A 15,230-nucleotide genomic window follows, 5' to 3' on the forward strand; every position below is an offset into this window, starting at 1 on the left:
CCCACCAATGCGGCAGCAGGCTCTCGCTGATGACAAAGCGCAGGAAATGTTGTTTTTCCAATACGCAAACTTTAAAGCCTTGTTTGTTCAGCAAAGCGGAAGCAACCGAACCTGAAGAGCCTTAGCCGATAACGGCAACGTCAAATTCGACGGGTATTTGAAAATACCTTTGATTTTAATAATGCTTAAACCGCTATATGAAATTTTTCAGACGGCCTTTTGCAATTTGGCGATAGAAGTCGAAACAAAATATAGCTTCAATTTTAATCGTCTTCATCTTTTGTCTAATTTTTCAACAATGTGCCTGCCAGCCAAATATTGAATGCCACACCGATGGTAACCGTCATGCCGAACGCGGCAACAGCGGGCGTGTTGCTGATGGCGAGCAGGGCAAAGGAAATGGCTGTCGTCGCGGCGGCAAGCAGCATACCGCCTAATTTTGCCGGGGCGCTATGGTGTGCTGTGGCAGCATAGACGGCATAGTCCACGCCGATGGCGGATACTAAAAGCAGTCCGAACATGGCAAACAGGCTGACGGGAATGCCGGCCAAACCGAGTACGGCAACGGTGCAGATGGCGGCGGCCAGCGGCACGGCAAGGATTTTGCTGCCGCGTTTGAAACCAAACATTTTCCACAAAAGTAACCATGCCAACGCATAGGAAGCCAGTTTCAACCATGCGGCCTGATTGCGCGTGTGGTGGAAAAGCTCGTTTAAGTGGGCGCGCTTGTCTGCCCAATGTACGCCGGAGACGTGTTGCGCCACGGCGCGTACGGCGGCTTCATCGGTCATGCCGTTCAAACGCACGACGGCAGCAAAACGGCCTGGTTCCACTTCGCCCAAATACAAGGAACGCCAAGCTTCTGCCAAATCGGTATTCAGGCCGTCTGAAAGCGACAATGGTTGCGTATCAGCAGCTTGCAGCAGGGCATCGCGTACGGTTTTGCGCGGAATACCTATTTCGGTAAGCGGTTTCCAGCTATCAGGCAACTTGGTCAATTCGCGCAGGCGGTTTTGCAGTTTTTGCTGCTCCGTTGTTGGCAGGATGAATTGGTCGGGCGATTGGATCCCGGAAAGTTTGCCTTGCGCGATTAAGGGCTGCAGGGCGCGGCCGAGTTCGGCGGTTTTCTTCAATAGGGCATCTTCGCTTTGTGCTTCGGCCACCAAATATTTGCCGCCAAAATCCGTGCCGCTCAACTGGCCGATCTGTTGTACTTCGGCCAACATCGCGGTCGGCATATTGACCCATTGACGGATGTCGTCACGCCAGTCGCTGCGCCACAGCCCGACTGCCAGCAAAATTCCGCCCACGATTAACCAGCCGCGTTTGTGCAGGCGGTTTTTCAGACGGCCTGACAAGGAGTAGAGCTTTTCGGTTAATGCGGCAAAAGGCACGGTTTTGGCACGGTAGCGGCGAAACAGCGGCGGCAGCCATAAAACGGTGGCACCAAACGCGCCAAATAAGGCAAAGCCTGAAAATACGGCGGTTTGGCGAAGTACAGGCAAAGGGGTGAACCACAGCAGCGCGTAGCCCAAGACGGTAATTGTCAGGCTGACGGCAAAACTTGGCAAGACATGTTTCATTGCCGATTCAGCCTGCCAAACGGTCTTTTCAGACGGCCCAAATACCGACGGAGCAAGCCAGTGCAACGGGAAATCCACCAACATCCCCACCAAGCTGGTGCCGATAACGATGGTCAGGATATGCACTTCGCCGAATACTAATAAAGCGACCGCCAATCCGGTCAACATACCAGCGGCCAGCGGCAAGGACAGCAAAAATACTCGGCCGCTGCGGAAGACCCACAACAGCAGCGCAAAGGTCAGCCCAAGCCCGACCATACTCATCAACCGGCTTTCTTTTTCTGCGGCTGCTTTGGATACGGCGGTGAACAATGCGCCACCTGCGTTTAAGGTTTCCGCGCCGTTTTCCGAAGCGATTTGACGGCTTTGCGTCATCAGCGGTAAGAGGGCGTCGTTGCCGGAAAATTGATCGCCACCTGCGAGCCGTCCGCGCAAAAATACCCAAGTTTTGCCTTTGTCTTCGGCAAACAGCATGCCGTTGTCCATGTCCCACTGCAAACGGCTTTGCGGATTGGCTTTGTCGGCAACAAAGCGTCCGAAGCCCAGCCAGTCTTGTTCTAAAGACAAAGGGGAGGGGGCGGCAAACGGATTGGCTGCGGCTTCTGCACGCGCTTGAAAATAGGCTTGCGGCTGCTCAAACAACAGGCGGATTTCGTCTTGCGGCAAAACCGCCAAGCTCAGCTTCTGCATATCCGCCCGCACTTTGTCCAAATTCGGCGTCATACTGCTGTCGACTTGTTCAAATATGCCGCTTTTGCGCCATGCGTCGGCAATTTGTGAGGCCGTCTGAAAAGCGGTTTCGGCATCGGTACTGCCGGCAAGCAAAATAACTTGCGAATTGAGCTGCGCTTCTGCGGCTTTATCCGCGGCCGTCAGCAAGGCATCGGGTTGCTGCTCGCTTGGCAACAACGCGGTCAAATCGGTTTGGATACGCGTTTGTGAAGCAAAGGCATAAACCAAAAACAGGGTAAGAAACAGGATAAGGGCAGTATAGAGGCGGTTTAGGAGGCGAAGATTCATCGTTCAGACGGCCTTTTGCAAATGCTGCTGTTGGTGTGTGGAATAAGTAAAAGTGCAGTAAATTAAATCAGATTATTATTATTTTGTCAGTTGTTAGATAGTTTGCCGGTCGGTTAAATCATTGGATTTGAGCGAACCGAAAAACTGCCATTGCAGAGCGACGGCTTTTCCCTTCCAAACGCAGGCAAGTGCCATCGTATCCGCCAAAATCGCGCTTGTGCCGTGCCAATCGGTTTGCTTTCCAGCGCGTAAACCGACGGGTTGCCCTGAATCGAAAACATAGCCGACCGATTTCATGTCTGACGGGAAATCCAAATTCGCCGCTTTAATCAATGCTTCTTTGAAACACCACAATCGGTAAAACGTTTCAGACGGCCAGTTTTCCGTTTCCAAAAAGTCTTGTTCTTCCTGAGTGCAGACCAAAGCCGACAACGCTTTGAAATCGCGCGGGCGGATAAATTCGATATCGACACCGGCTATTAAGGGATGAGGCGCACACAATAAAGCGGCAAAGCCCTTACTGTGGCTCAGCGATACAGTCGGTAAATCGGTTTGCTGTTTTAATGCGCGGCTGACTTGCCAGTCTTGACGTTGCGCCAGTTGCGGCGTGGCAGCCAAACGTTGTGAATCAGCTGCGTTTAGAGACGCATGGTCGTAGCAGGCGGCAAAAGAGGGATCGGCCAGCAGACAGTGAAGGGGTGTCGTATCCATAAAATAGAAAAATGCCAAACTTCATATTGAAGTCCGGCATTTTTGACATTACTTAGTGGAAGCTGCCTTTTAAAACCACACGGCTGTTGAATGTAGCGATGTGGCATTCGTACTCGTTACCGCCTTTGGTTACTTTGTCAAAGTAGCTAACCAGGTGAACGGATTTGGCTTTTTTGCGATGTGCAGTGCTTTGGAAGCGTTTAACCGCGCTCAGGAATGCGCGTTGGCAGGTTTCATCAGGGGTTTTGCCGACTGAGTTGGAGATTTGACGGGAAGTCAAAGTTGCGCCGGATGTACTGCCGTAGTGAACGCGGATGCTAGGATCCAAAGCGGATTTGGCTTCGGCAGAGTTCAAAGCTACATCGACTTTACACATATAAATGTCGTTTTGACCTTTGCCATTGACTTTATGGCCTTCACCCATGCTGCGGCAGGCAGAACCGGCGGCAGTTGTTTTTGGAGTAGAAGTTTGAGAGGAGGAAGTGGATGGTTGGGAATTGCCGGATTGTGAGCACGCGGCAAGCATCAGGGCGGATACGGCAACCAAAGCAGAAAAACGTAACATACGAACTCCTTTGTAATAATGGGCGTAGAAAAAGTTTACAGAAAGCAGAATCATTTTAACATATATGAAAGAAGTATAAAAACAGAATGGTGCAAAAAATATTATATTTTTATTTAAATGATTTCATGGTGTTAAGAAAGTTTGGGGCGGTCATGCTTGACGAAGGAGGGCAGAAAGCGTATATTGCGGTCTTCCTTAGGAGTAATGGCTGAGAGGCTGAAGGCACTTCCCTGCTAAGGAAGCATGTGGGGTCAACCTGCATCGAGGGTTCGAATCCCTCTTACTCCGCCAAATATGAAAGACACCGTTTATACGGTGTCTTTTTTATTATCCGGAATTTCTTGGAATCTAAGGCCGTCTGAAAGTGTGAAATGAACGATTTGATTATCCTAAACAAGCCTTATGGCGTGATTTGCCAGTTTTCTGCACATGAAAAACATCAGTGCCTTAAGGATTTTGTCGAGAAACCGGGATTTTATCCGGCCGGACGTTTAGACACGGACAGCGAGGGTTTGCTACTGCTGACCAATAATGGCCGTTTGCAGGCGCAGATTGCCGACCCGAAATTTAAGCAGGTTAAAACTTATTGGGCGCAGGTGGAGGGTTCTCCAGATGAAGCCAAATTGGATTTATTGCGCCGTGGAGTAGATTTGGGCGATTTTGTCACCCGTCCGGCCGAGGTCAGGGTATTGGAAGAAGGCGAAGCGGATGCTTTATGGCCGCGCGTGCCGCCGATTCGCGTGCGTAAGTCTGTGCCTGATTTTTGGGTGGAAATCAAAATTTCGGAAGGGAAAAACCGCCAAGTGCGAAGGATGACGGCGAAAGCAGGCTTTCCGTGTTTGCGCTTGGTTCGCGTGGCAATAGGCCGTCTGAATCTGTTTGATTTGAATTTGGAATTGGGACAATGGCAGTTTGCACCGCATCGTCCTTAAATAGAATGAATAAAGGCCGTCTGAAATATTCAGACGGCCTTTTGTTATGGAAAAATTAATGATGTGAATGACCGATCTGGAAGGTCATTGTGGTGTAGTTGGCCTGTTTTTGGCACACGCTTTGATCGGGGAAATCGGCTTTGTGTTCTACGCTGGCTTTCCAGAAGCCTTGGCGCAATGGAATGATGCTGACTTCGCCTTTGTCATCGGTGGTATCGGAGAAGGCTTGGGCTTCGGTTTTATGGGTTTTGCTGCGGTCGCTGGTGTCGAAGCCGTCAAATGTGGCGGTAACGGTGGCGTTAGGCAGTGGCTCGCCATTGAAGAGGACGCGGACTTTGAAGCGTTCGCCGACGTGGACGTTGGCAGGGTTGTCCAAAGGAACGATTTCCAAATGTTGGCCGACTTGCTTCGTGATGATGGCGGTATCTGCGCTTTCGTGGCCGACATTGACGATGTTTTTACCGAACATACGGGTTTGTTCGCAATAGCTTGCATCAGGCATTTCTTTGATGCTTGCCTGCTTCCAGCCCGCGCTGTTTTTTGACCAGAAGGTCGGTTGGTATTCGGCGGTTACCAAGTAGCTGCCGTCTTTGACCGGCAATTTGCTGCGGTATTGGTAATTGTATGTGCCTTTTTGAATCATGTTTTCTTTGCCTTTTTCAGTCACCAGTTGCATAGGTTTGCTGAAAATGTGCAGGCGGTCTTTGGTGATGGGCTCAAGCTCCGGGAATTCACCATAGCCCAATTCGGCTTCAAGGTATTCGCCGCCATGCGTGTGGGCGGTTTCAACCCAAACGCGGTGGGCGTGTGCGGCAGTGCTGAACAGGAAGGCAGATGCGATAAGCAAAGCAGTTTTTTTCAAGATTTCTCTCCGATTTTCGATGTGTAGAAAAGATAGAATAAAGCGTTCGTTATAATATAACAAAATTATTTAAATTTAAAGAGAGGCCGTCTGAAAACTTTCAGACGGCCTTTTAGATGATTGTTTTTTTGAATCAGATTATCGAAACGGTTTAGTCCCCGTCACGACAAACATCAATCGCTTCCTGCAAACTGCTGACGCCGTAGATTTTCAGGTTCGGAAATTCTTTGGCATTGCGCGGCATATTGGCTTTGGGGACGATGGCGCGTTTGAAGCCGAGTTTTTCCGCTTCTTTGAGCCGCTCTTGTCCGCGTGCAACAGGGCGGACTTCGCCGCTTAAGCCGATTTCGCCGAAAACCACGGTTTTTTCGGGCATGGGGCGGTTGCGGAAGCTGGAGAGCATGGCGAGGATGACAGCAAGGTCGGCGGCGGGTTCGCCGATTTTGACGCCGCCGACGGCATTGAGGAACACGTCTTGGTCGAAACAGGCGATGCCGCCGTGACGGTTGAGGACGGCGAGCAGCATGGCGAGGCGGTTTTGTTCAAGGCCGACGGTGAGTCGTTTGGGGGTAAAACCGTGTGCATCATCGACCAGTGCCTGAATTTCGACCAAAAGCGGGCGGCTGCCTTCCTGTGTGACCAAAACACATGAACCTGGGGTGTCGTCACGGTAGCTTGCAAGGAAGATAGCGGACGGGTTGGATACGCCTTTCAAACCGTTTTCGGTCATGGCGAATACGCCCAATTCGTTTGCTGCGCCGAAACGGTTTTTGATGGCGCGTATCATGCGGTAGTTGGAGTGTTGGTCGCCCTCGAAATACAGCACGGTATCGACCATATGTTCCAGTACGCGCGGGCCGGCGATCGCACCGTCTTTGGTAACGTGTCCGACCAATATCATGGCGATGCCCATCTGTTTCGCCATACGCGTCAGTTGGGCGGCACATTCGCGCACCTGAGACACGGAGCCTGGGGCGGAAGTGATTTGGTCGGAATACATGGTTTGGATGGAGTCGATGACGACGACTTCGGGCTGATGCTGTTTCAAGGCCGTCTGAATCGCTTCCATACGGATTTCGGCAAGCAGGTTCACGCCTTCGGTAGGTAGTTCTAAACGCTGTGCACGCAGGGCGACTTGTTGGGCGGATTCCTCACCGGAAACGTACAGCACTTTGCGGCTTTGCGCCATTTTGGCGATGGTTTGCAACAGCAACGTAGATTTGCCGATGCCGGGGTCGCCGCCGAGCAGGATGACTGCGCCATCTACCAAACCGCCGCCCAATACGCGGTCAAGCTCGCCCATGCCGGTCGGATTGCGCGGCACTTCGGTGGCGGTGACGGCGGAGAGGGATTGGACGGTCGAGGTGTCTGCCGCCCAAGATTGGAAGCGGGCGTTTTTCGGTTCGGGCGCGGCAAGGCTTTCCTGAAGCGTGTTCCACTCGCCGCAATGCGGGCATTTACCCTGCCATTTCGGGGAAGTGCCGCCGCATTCGGTGCATTGGTAGATGGTTTTGGGGGCTTTTGCCATGATGTTTTCCCTGTGGAAGATTTGATGTGTGAAAAGGTCGTCTGAAAAGTGAGGAAGGTTTTCAGACGGCCTTGGGATTATGAATACTTTATTTATAATTTCAAGTATTCATCACTTGTTTAATGCAGCGGCATTTGCTGTTTTTTTGCGGCATAATAGGAAAAATTTACATGGAAATTTTAGAAAAATGATTTTATTTCAAAATAACGATGGTAAGCTTGCCTTGCCTTGCCTTGCCTTGCCTTGCCTTGCCTTGTCTTGCCTAGTTCTCTATTAAAATCCCTTCAAGGGTTTTTATCAAATCTATGCATAGGAGTGAAATCCTATGCCATCTAAACAAATCGCAAATTTTAATTCTTCTGACAATAAACCCAGAATTCTATCTCTATTTTCAGGATGTGGAGGTTTAGATTTGGGTTTTCACCAAGCTGGTTATGAAACTGTTTGGGCGAACGATTTTTCCCATTGGGCTTGCGAAAGTTTCCGTAAAAATATCGGCGATGTCATCGTAGAAGGTGATATTGAACAAATAGATCCTAACGATCCAACTATTCCCGATTGCGACATCATTTTAGGCGGATTTCCTTGCCAAGATTTTTCTATGATTTGGAAACAGCCAGGCCTAGAGGGTGAGCGTGGCAATCTTTATAAAAGCTTTTTACGTTTTGTAAATGCAAAAAAACCGAAAGTTTTTGTTGCTGAGAATGTGAAAGGTTTGTTGACTGCTAACAAGAAAAAAGCCATCCAGCAAATTATTACCGACTTTGAAAATTGCGGTTATTACGTTCAGGCGAAGCTGTATAACTTTGCTGAATTTGGCGTACCTCAATTTCGTGAACGTGTGCTAATTGTCGGAGTACGTTTGGATACAGGATTTGATTTTCATCATCCAGAACCGACGCACAATGAAACTGGCGAAAATGGCTTAAAACCATATGTAACTGCTGGTCAAGCGATATCTAATATTCCACAAGATGTTAGTAATAATGAATTGTTGAAAATTAGTGAGCAAACTCGTAAACGTTTAGAACTAATCCCAGAAGGAGGGAACTATAGCGATATTCCTAAAGAGCATCCTTTGTATGTAAAAAGTATGTTAAGCCTTGTTTATCGGCGAATGCACCGTGATAGACCTTCTACAACAATTATTGCTGCGGGTGGCGGTGGTACTTGGGGTTATCACTTCCCTGAACCGCGTGCTTTTACTAATAGAGAACGAGCAAGGCTTCAAAGTTTTCCTGATGATTTTGAGTTTGTTGGTTCAACGACGGAAGTACGTCGTCAGATTGGCAATGCGGTACCGCCTCAAGGCGTGGTTGAATTAGCAAGAACCCTCTTACCAATTTTTTCAGGTAACTATAAAAAAGTAGATTTATATAAGAAATTAAAAGCAGAGAAGGACGTTTTATTTCATGACCGACTAAGCAAAATTCGAGGGGGAAAACGATGAATACTGTTTTTTCTAATATTGCTAATGCACGAATTACAGATAAGCCATTAAATAAAGTTTGGATGGATTTATTTATGTCTGCCAATGAAATTTTAATGGCAACAGGCTATGTTTCTAATGATGCAGTCAAAGAGTTACATAAAATTTTAGAAGATAGCGAACATAACCAGAAAATCAAATTATTGGTTGGTATGCATTATTTAGAAGGGTTTAGTCGTCCTCAATACAACAGTCTTTGTGAATTAAATTATTTTTTGCAAGATAAGCAACGTGGGGCAGTATACGTTTCTCCACGTGTGAAATTTCATGGAAAAATGTATTCGTTTAAGAATCAGAATGAAACTCATGGATTGATTGGTTCTGCTAATCTTACTTGCTTTTGGGATAATACTGAGCGAACCTATGAAACAATGGTTCATTTGAATGATGTTCAGACGGCATCTAAATTACATAAAAATATAGATCAGGTTATCCAGCAATTGGGTGTGGCTATTAATCAAGTAGCAAAACCAACTGATTTTAAAGAACATAATGTTCATTTGGAGAATTGTCTGGGAGTTGAAAAAGTAAATGATTCTATACTTGAGCAACTTTTTTCACAAATATCGACTTATCACTTTGATTTACCAGTTAAAACTTTCCCAGAAAGCAGTTTAAACCGATTTTTTGCCAAAGGCCGTAAAAATAAACGCGGATTTTATTTACCTAGGCCATGGTATGAAGCAGAGTTGATTGTATCAACAAAATTTTTAGGTGCAGAAGGATACCCAAAACAAAAAGAATTTACTGTTATCACGGATGATGGTTGGCAATTTGAATGTAATACCACAGGACAAAATGGTAAAAATTTCAGTTCAAAAGGTGATCAAACCATATTTGGTAAATGGGTTAAAGGACGTTTAGAGGCGGCTGATTGTTTAAGAACAGGGGAACCTGTCACAGAAGAGACTCTACATAAATACGGTAACGATCATTTTGAGTTCCGTTCAACCGACAATCCTGATGTTTGGCTACTCTCATTTAAGGGGAAAAACTAAATGTTGCAAACCTACTTGAATCAATTGACCCCTCCTGAATTAGCTGATTCTGTTAAAAATACCGTTGATGGTTTTATGGGGAAATTATCACAAACCGAGCCGAAAACCGCTCAAAATGTTTTATTGCTGGGCAATGTTCAAAGTGGCAAAACGGCACAGGTTTTGGGTGTGTTAAGTGCGCTGGCTGATGATGGCGACCACAAAGTTTTTTTGTATCTTACTACTGACAGCGTAGATTTGCAGGAACAAACAGTCAAGCGCGCCGAAGCTAATCTGAAAAATTTTATTGTGTTGTCTGAAAATGATGACCGAAGTTTTATACAGGTAATGAAGGCAAATAATCCCATCTTGGTCGTGATTAAAAAGAATTCTCGTGTATTGAAACGTTGGCGTAATTTGTTTGCCAGTCAAAGTAGCCTGAAAGGCTATCCTTTGGTTATTGTGGACGATGAAGCCGATGCTGCCAGCCTAAATACTAATGCTGATAAGCCAGATAAAGATACCAGTACTATCAATAAACTGCTAAATGACATTAAGAATTCCTGTTGTCAAAGCCTATTTATTCAGTTGACCGCCACACCTCAATCGCTTTTATTGCAACATGAAGAATCTGATTGGCAACCTGAATTTATCTATTTCTTTGAAGCTGGTGAAAAATACATCGGTGGCAACTTTGTCTTCTCTGATCCTCCAAGCTATATCGTTCGCTTCATTGACAGTGAATTGGACGATATGAAAGATACGAGTGGTGAAATTGCCGAAGGGGTAAAACAGGCATTACACAGTTTTCTGCTTACTTGTGCAGAGTTTGCTTTATGCGGTAAAACCAATTGTAATTTTGCTTTACATCCAAGTTATAAAATCCAAGACCATCAAGCCTTCTCTCAAAAAATCCAAGCTTTTTTAAATGATTTGGTACAAGCGATTAATAGCGGGGAGAATCTTGCAGACAGCTTTAAAGAAGACTATTTGGATTTACAAAAGACCAAGCCTGATATTCATCATTTTGAGGAAATTTATGAAAAACTAACAGAACTTTTAGAAAACAAGCAAATTTATACTCTCGTCGTCAACTCGCAGACAGAATCAGATTTTGATTTAGAAAGAGGCTTTAATATTATTATTGGTGGGAATGTGATTGGACGAGGCTTAACTATTCCAAAACTACAAACGGTTTATTATAGTCGCACAGCCAAAAAACCGAATGCAGATACTTTCTGGCAACATTCGCGTATTTTTGGATATGACCGTGATAAATCATTATTACGACTTTATATTCCGTTTGATGTCTATTACTTCTTTGTACAACTCAATCAAGCAAATAATCTGATTATTGAGCAGGCAAAAAATTCAGACGGCAATATTCAGGTTATTTATCCGAAAAATATTAATCCGACTCGAAAAAATGTATTGAAATTCGACAGTATCAATCAAATTGTGGGTGGGGTGAATTATTTTCCACTTCATCCAAACGAGGATAATTTGTTGGAGATTAACAAGATTTTGCCTTCTATTTTGAAAGATGAAATTCAATCTGATTTATATCAAATAGATATAGAAGATTTATTCTTGGTTCTAGATAAATTGGGTCATTATGTCCCAGACGACTGGAATAAGGAAAAATTTATTGCTGGTGTAGAAGCATTAAAGGCACAACGTCCAAGTTTTAAAACCTATATTTTGATCAAAACTGGACGTAAACTTTCTCGAGCAACTGGCACAATGCTTTCGGAAGACGACCGTAAATTAGGAGAAAAATATCCTAATGATTTATTCCTTACACTTTATCAAGTAGTAGGAAATAAAGACAAAGGTTGGCAGGGAGAAGATTTTTGGTTGCCTAATATTAAGTTGCCATATAAGGGACTGGTGTATTGGGGAGTGAAATAACATAGAAAAGGTCGTCTGAAAACAATCATATCGTTTTCAGACGACCTTTTTTATTGAGAAATAACAGGTTTATTTTTTACTGTCTTTATCTGCATCTTTTTTCGGCGCAGGTTTTTTCGCTGCCAAGCCCAAAGATTTTTGCCATTCGGCTGGATTTTTCACCAAGTCCAAGGCTTTGCGGAGCTGATCGTCTTTGGCCGGATTGGGAATGCGGCGGCTGGAGATGTCTTCGTCTTTGTCTTTTTTGGACTTGTCTTTATCGGCTTTGGTTTCTGTGTTGGCAGGCGTTTCGTTGCTGCTGTTGACGTCTTGGCCACCCAGCGGATTGCCGATATGGCCGACCAAATCAGCTTCGCGGCTTTCAAAGGCGCGGTCTTTGTCTTTGACTTCAACGTCAGGAACAATGCCTTGCGCTTGAATCGAGCGGTCGTTTGGCGTGTAGTAAAGGGCGGTGGTCAGTTTGACTGCGCTGCCGCCAGAAAGCGGAATCAGGGTCTGTACTGAGCCTTTGCCGAAACTTTGTGTGCCGACGACGACGGCGCGTTTGTGGTCTTGCAATGCACCGGCAACGATTTCGGAAGCGGAGGCTGAGCCTGCGTTAATCAGGACGGTCATAGGAATGGTTTTCAGCTCGGCAGGCAATCCGGCCAACGGGTCTTTGCCGCTGGTGGTAATGTAGTCTTCGGCAGTTGCTTTGAGTACCATGCCTTCTTTTTTGTTGCGGCCTTTAGTGCTGACAACAGTTACGTCAGGTTGCAGGAAGGCTGCGGATACGCCGACTGCACCGTTGAGCAGGCCGCCCGGGTCGTCGCGCAAGTCGAGGATGATGCCTTTGAGCGGGCCTTTGTTTTCTTTGACAAGGGCTTGTGCGGCTTCGTTGAGCGCTGCAACGGTGCGCTCTTGGAATTGGGAGACGCGGATGTAGCCGTAGTCTTTTTCAAGCAGATGATGGCGCACGCTTTTGACTTTGATGATGGCGCGGGTCAGGTTGACGACGATGGGTTTGTCGGCATTTTTGCGTGAAAGGGTCAGGGTGATTTTGGTACCCGGTTTGCCGCGCATTTTTTTGACGGCTTCGCTGACGGTCAGGCCGCGTGTAGAGGTATTGTCGATTTTGACGATGAAGTCGCCGCTTTTCACACCGGCGCGTTCTGCCGGAGTGTCTTCAATCGGGGCAACGACTTTGACGAAGCCGTCTTCTTGTCCGATTTCCATGCCCAGGCCGCCGAATTCGCCGCTGGTGGATTCTTTCATTTCGGCATAGCCTTTTTTGTCCATATACTCGGAATGCGGATCGAGATCGGACACCATGCCTTTCATTGCGCCTTCAAAAAGCTCGGCATCGGGTTTGTCTTGGTAATAGTTGGCTTTGATTTGGCCGTACACTTCTGCCATGGTGCGGATGGTTTGCACGGGCAGAGCCTCGTTGTCTTTTTTGTCTTTTTCGGCGGCAAAACTTTGTACACTCAGACTGAGGGCGATGCCGCTAAATGCGCCGAGAGTGTAGATTGCAACTTTTTTCAAAGTGGATTTTGTTGACATTCGTTTGACTTTCTTTTTGTGTACGGTAAGCAAAGTGGTTTTTGTTTTCTCTGAACCCGTTGACTTTATGTGATTTAAACGCTTGGAACAATAAGTTTAAGGTAAAAGTTTGTTGTTTAATGTGCTGAACAGGCGTGAAAATCGTGTTTTATTGTAGTTTATGATGAAAATTCAGACGGCCTGAAGGGGAAAATTCACTCAGGCCGTCTGAAGCATCAGTTAATCCATGAAAGCGGATTCATGACTTGTCCGTTGTAGCGGACTTCAAGGTAAAGGCCGGTTTCGCCCGACGGCAAAGTGCCGCTGGTGCCAATCTTGCTGCCGGCATTGACGGCGTAGTTTTGGGCGATGTCGATTTCGTTCAGGCCGGAGTAAATGCTGACATAGCCGTCGCCGTGGTCGAGAACGACTACTTTGCCGTAGCCTTCAAGCTCGCCGGCAAAAGTAACCGTGCCTGAGGCAATGCTGCTGACCGGAGCAGGAACAGTATTGTAGAACACGCCTTTCCAAACTTCGCCATCGCCGCGGTCTTGACCGAACAGACCTGCCAGTGTGCCGTTGACCGGTTTTTTCAGACGGCCTTGCATACGGCTGAAGCTGTTGGCGTTGCTGACGGTAAAGCCTTGGGTGTTCGGGGCTTGCAGTTTCATGTCTTCGTCAGTTAGCGTGGACATGGCGGCGCGTTCGGCTTCGGCTTTTTGCTGGGCGGCAGCCTGCTCTTTGCGGGCTTTTTCAGCGGCGGCCAAACGGGCTTCTGCGGCTTTTTTACGTGCTTCGGCTTCGGCTTTGCGTTGCTCGGCTTTGCGTTTTTCCAAATCTTTCAAGAGATTGTTGAGGCGCTGCTCGTTTTCTCTGTGGTTGATTTTCTTTTGCGCTTCCTTGGCCATTTGCGCGTTTTGACGGCGGCTTTCGGCTTGTTCGGCGGTATTGGTTACGCCTTGTTGACGCAATGAAGCCTGAATATTGGCTTGCAGTTTTTTCAGGTAGGCCAATTCATTGTTGATTTTTTGCTCTTGCGCTGCCAGCTCTTTCTGTTGTTTTTCCAAGTCTCTCATGACTTGGTCGTTGGCGTTGTTGATATAACGCGTGTAACGCAGAAAGCGGGTTTTTTGACCGGCATCGGCGTTTTTCAGGAAGAGGGCGACCGCGTTGGGCTGGCTGTTTTTATAGTTGCCGGACACAAAGCGCGAAATTTGGGCGCGCGTGTTGGACACTTCGGCTTTCAACTGGTTGGCATCGGCATTGAGTTTTTGGAATTTTTCCCATGCGTCGCGTTGTTTGCGGTTGATGCCGGAGAGGTTGTTGCGTGTTTGTTGCAGCTGTTTGAGCGTGGCATTGACATGGATAATGAAACCCTCGTTGCGTTTGGCAAAGGATTTCTTGGTTTCCATGTCGTTGGCAGCGGCAGTTACGGCTGCTTTGAAATCGTTGTCGGCTGAAGAAGTGGCTTTGGGCTCAACTTTAGGCTCGGCTTTTTTGTTTTGCTCTTTGGCTTTTGTGTCTTTTTTGTCGTCAACAGCTTTTTTAGCAGGTTCTTTGGCTTTGGTTTCCTTAGGTTCTTCTTTTTTTACGGGTTCTTTGGCTTTGCTGTCTTTTTTATCTTCAGCAGTTTTTTTGTCTTGTTCTTTGGCTTTGCCGGATTTTGCAGCTGCGGCTTTTTTGTCTTTTGCTGTTTCTTTAGGCTCTTCGGCTTTACGGTTGGCCTTTTTATTGTCGGCAGCGGATTCGGCGGCTTTAGCCGTTTTGTTTTTGGCTGAAGCGCGTTCGTTTTTGTCGGCGGTTTCCTTCTCTTTGGCAGCTTTGGCTTTAACCGCTTTTTTGTCTTCCTCTTTTTCTTTTACCGCTTGTTTTTTTGAGGTTTCTTTTTTTACATCTGCCTTAGCAGCTTCTTTCTCTTTTTTTACGGGCGCAGCTTTTTTGACGGCAGCCGCTTTTTCTTTCGGCGCGTCTTTGGCAGCATAGGTTGGCAGGGAGAAACTGAGCAACAGGGCGAGAATGAGGGGTTTGTAACGCATGGTTCGATCTTGCTATCAAAGTAGGAACAATAGGACGGATTATACTGTCTGTCAGGCCGTCTGAAAATAATATCGGGTTGCAATATGGACGAACG

The 15,230-nt window shown here is 46.8% G+C and carries 12 protein-coding genes, 1 tRNA gene and 1 pseudogene; 6 read left to right on the forward strand and 8 right to left on the reverse strand.

Features of this window, described 5'->3' with window-relative positions; translation table 11 throughout:
- Nucleotides 1-7: 7 nt before the first annotated feature.
- The 4 genes and pseudogenes from HMPREF2865_RS12060 to HMPREF2865_RS08745 all read right to left on the reverse strand — a co-directional run.
- Nucleotides 8-157, reverse strand: a pseudogene (locus HMPREF2865_RS12060) (NAD(P)-binding protein); the annotation flags it as partial.
- Nucleotides 158-284: 127 nt separating this feature from the next.
- On the reverse strand, nucleotides 285-2,603 hold the full coding sequence (locus tag HMPREF2865_RS08735) for an MMPL family transporter (RefSeq protein WP_070461617.1): 2,319 nt from the start codon (nucleotides 2,601-2,603) through the stop codon (nucleotides 285-287).
- 93 nt (nucleotides 2,604-2,696) lie between these two features.
- Nucleotides 2,697-3,314 (reverse strand): 4'-phosphopantetheinyl transferase family protein, encoded by a 618-nt coding sequence (locus HMPREF2865_RS08740; protein ID WP_070646763.1) that lies wholly within the window; start codon nucleotides 3,312-3,314, stop codon nucleotides 2,697-2,699.
- 52 nt (nucleotides 3,315-3,366) lie between these two features.
- Nucleotides 3,367-3,879, reverse strand: a complete 513-nt coding sequence (locus HMPREF2865_RS08745; RefSeq protein ID WP_234395987.1) for a hypothetical protein — start codon at nucleotides 3,877-3,879, stop codon at nucleotides 3,367-3,369.
- Nucleotides 3,880-4,077: 198 nt separating this feature from the next.
- On the opposite strand from HMPREF2865_RS08745, the gene HMPREF2865_RS08750 reads away from it, so the two are divergent.
- Nucleotides 4,078-4,170 (forward strand) — tRNA-Ser (locus tag HMPREF2865_RS08750).
- A gap of 80 nt (nucleotides 4,171-4,250) precedes the next feature.
- The gene (locus HMPREF2865_RS08755) at nucleotides 4,251-4,811 is read left to right on the forward strand and encodes a pseudouridine synthase (protein ID WP_070646764.1); all 561 of its coding nucleotides are present in this window, start codon (nucleotides 4,251-4,253) and stop codon (nucleotides 4,809-4,811) included.
- Between the two features lie 55 nt (nucleotides 4,812-4,866).
- Here HMPREF2865_RS08755 and HMPREF2865_RS08760 read toward each other — a convergent pair whose 3' ends face one another.
- Nucleotides 4,867-5,673: a DUF4198 domain-containing protein gene (locus HMPREF2865_RS08760; protein ID WP_070646765.1), complete on the reverse strand. Its 807-nt coding sequence runs from the start codon at nucleotides 5,671-5,673 to the stop codon at nucleotides 4,867-4,869.
- A 151-nt stretch (nucleotides 5,674-5,824) separates the two neighbouring features.
- On the reverse strand, nucleotides 5,825-7,201 hold the full coding sequence (gene radA, locus HMPREF2865_RS08765; protein ID WP_070646766.1) for a DNA repair protein RadA: 1,377 nt from the start codon (nucleotides 7,199-7,201) through the stop codon (nucleotides 5,825-5,827).
- A gap of 79 nt (nucleotides 7,202-7,280) precedes the next feature.
- Here radA and HMPREF2865_RS11780 point away from each other — a divergent pair, with 79 nt between their 5' ends.
- The 4 genes from HMPREF2865_RS11780 to HMPREF2865_RS08780 are packed head-to-tail and all read left to right on the forward strand — an operon-like array spanning nucleotide 7,281 to nucleotide 11,578.
- The gene (locus HMPREF2865_RS11780; RefSeq protein WP_083309592.1) at nucleotides 7,281-7,478 is read left to right on the forward strand and encodes a hypothetical protein; all 198 of its coding nucleotides are present in this window, start codon (nucleotides 7,281-7,283) and stop codon (nucleotides 7,476-7,478) included.
- 48 nt (nucleotides 7,479-7,526) lie between these two features.
- Nucleotides 7,527-8,651, forward strand: coding sequence for a DNA cytosine methyltransferase (locus HMPREF2865_RS08770; protein WP_070646767.1), 1,125 nt, complete (start codon nucleotides 7,527-7,529; stop codon nucleotides 8,649-8,651).
- Complete coding sequence (locus HMPREF2865_RS08775; RefSeq protein ID WP_049344001.1) at nucleotides 8,648-9,688, forward strand: restriction endonuclease PLD domain-containing protein; 1,041 nt, start codon at nucleotides 8,648-8,650, stop codon at nucleotides 9,686-9,688. The genes HMPREF2865_RS08770 and HMPREF2865_RS08775 overlap by 4 nt, the downstream gene beginning before the upstream one ends.
- Nucleotides 9,689-11,578 (forward strand): Z1 domain-containing protein, encoded by a 1,890-nt coding sequence (locus HMPREF2865_RS08780; protein ID WP_070646768.1) that lies wholly within the window; start codon nucleotides 9,689-9,691, stop codon nucleotides 11,576-11,578. It abuts the gene before it with no gap.
- Between the two features lie 69 nt (nucleotides 11,579-11,647).
- Here the strand turns inward: HMPREF2865_RS08780 and HMPREF2865_RS08785 are convergent, their stop codons facing one another.
- Together HMPREF2865_RS08785 and HMPREF2865_RS08790 are read right to left on the reverse strand one after the other, a co-directional pair.
- Nucleotides 11,648-13,120: a S41 family peptidase gene (locus tag HMPREF2865_RS08785; protein ID WP_036490379.1), complete on the reverse strand. Its 1,473-nt coding sequence runs from the start codon at nucleotides 13,118-13,120 to the stop codon at nucleotides 11,648-11,650.
- Between the two features lie 215 nt (nucleotides 13,121-13,335).
- Nucleotides 13,336-15,135, reverse strand: coding sequence for a peptidoglycan DD-metalloendopeptidase family protein (locus HMPREF2865_RS08790; protein WP_070646769.1), 1,800 nt, complete (start codon nucleotides 15,133-15,135; stop codon nucleotides 13,336-13,338).
- Nucleotides 15,136-15,230 lie beyond the last annotated feature (95 nt).

It is taken from the genome of Neisseria sp. HMSC073G10, assembly GCF_001812605.1.
GTDB lineage: Bacteria > Pseudomonadota > Gammaproteobacteria > Burkholderiales > Neisseriaceae > Neisseria > Neisseria subflava_A.

Coding starts and splice junctions, on each gene's coding strand:
- HMPREF2865_RS08735 (WP_070461617.1), bottom strand. CDS start 2,603: ATGAATCTTCGCCTCCTAAACCGCCTCTATACTGCCCTTATCCTGTTT.
- HMPREF2865_RS08740 (WP_070646763.1), bottom strand. CDS start 3,314: ATGGATACGACACCCCTTCACTGTCTGCTGGCCGATCCCTCTTTTGCC.
- HMPREF2865_RS08745 (WP_234395987.1), bottom strand. CDS start 3,879: ATGTTACGTTTTTCTGCTTTGGTTGCCGTATCCGCCCTGATGCTTGCC.
- HMPREF2865_RS08755 (WP_070646764.1), top strand. CDS start 4,251: ATGAACGATTTGATTATCCTAAACAAGCCTTATGGCGTGATTTGCCAG.
- radA (WP_070646766.1), bottom strand. CDS start 7,201: ATGGCAAAAGCCCCCAAAACCATCTACCAATGCACCGAATGCGGCGGC.
- HMPREF2865_RS11780 (WP_083309592.1), top strand. CDS start 7,281: ATGAATACTTTATTTATAATTTCAAGTATTCATCACTTGTTTAATGCA.
- HMPREF2865_RS08770 (WP_070646767.1), top strand. CDS start 7,527: ATGCCATCTAAACAAATCGCAAATTTTAATTCTTCTGACAATAAACCC.
- HMPREF2865_RS08775 (WP_049344001.1), top strand. CDS start 8,648: ATGAATACTGTTTTTTCTAATATTGCTAATGCACGAATTACAGATAAG.
- HMPREF2865_RS08780 (WP_070646768.1), top strand. CDS start 9,689: ATGTTGCAAACCTACTTGAATCAATTGACCCCTCCTGAATTAGCTGAT.
- HMPREF2865_RS08785 (WP_036490379.1), bottom strand. CDS start 13,120: ATGTCAACAAAATCCACTTTGAAAAAAGTTGCAATCTACACTCTCGGC.
- HMPREF2865_RS08790 (WP_070646769.1), bottom strand. CDS start 15,135: ATGCGTTACAAACCCCTCATTCTCGCCCTGTTGCTCAGTTTCTCCCTG.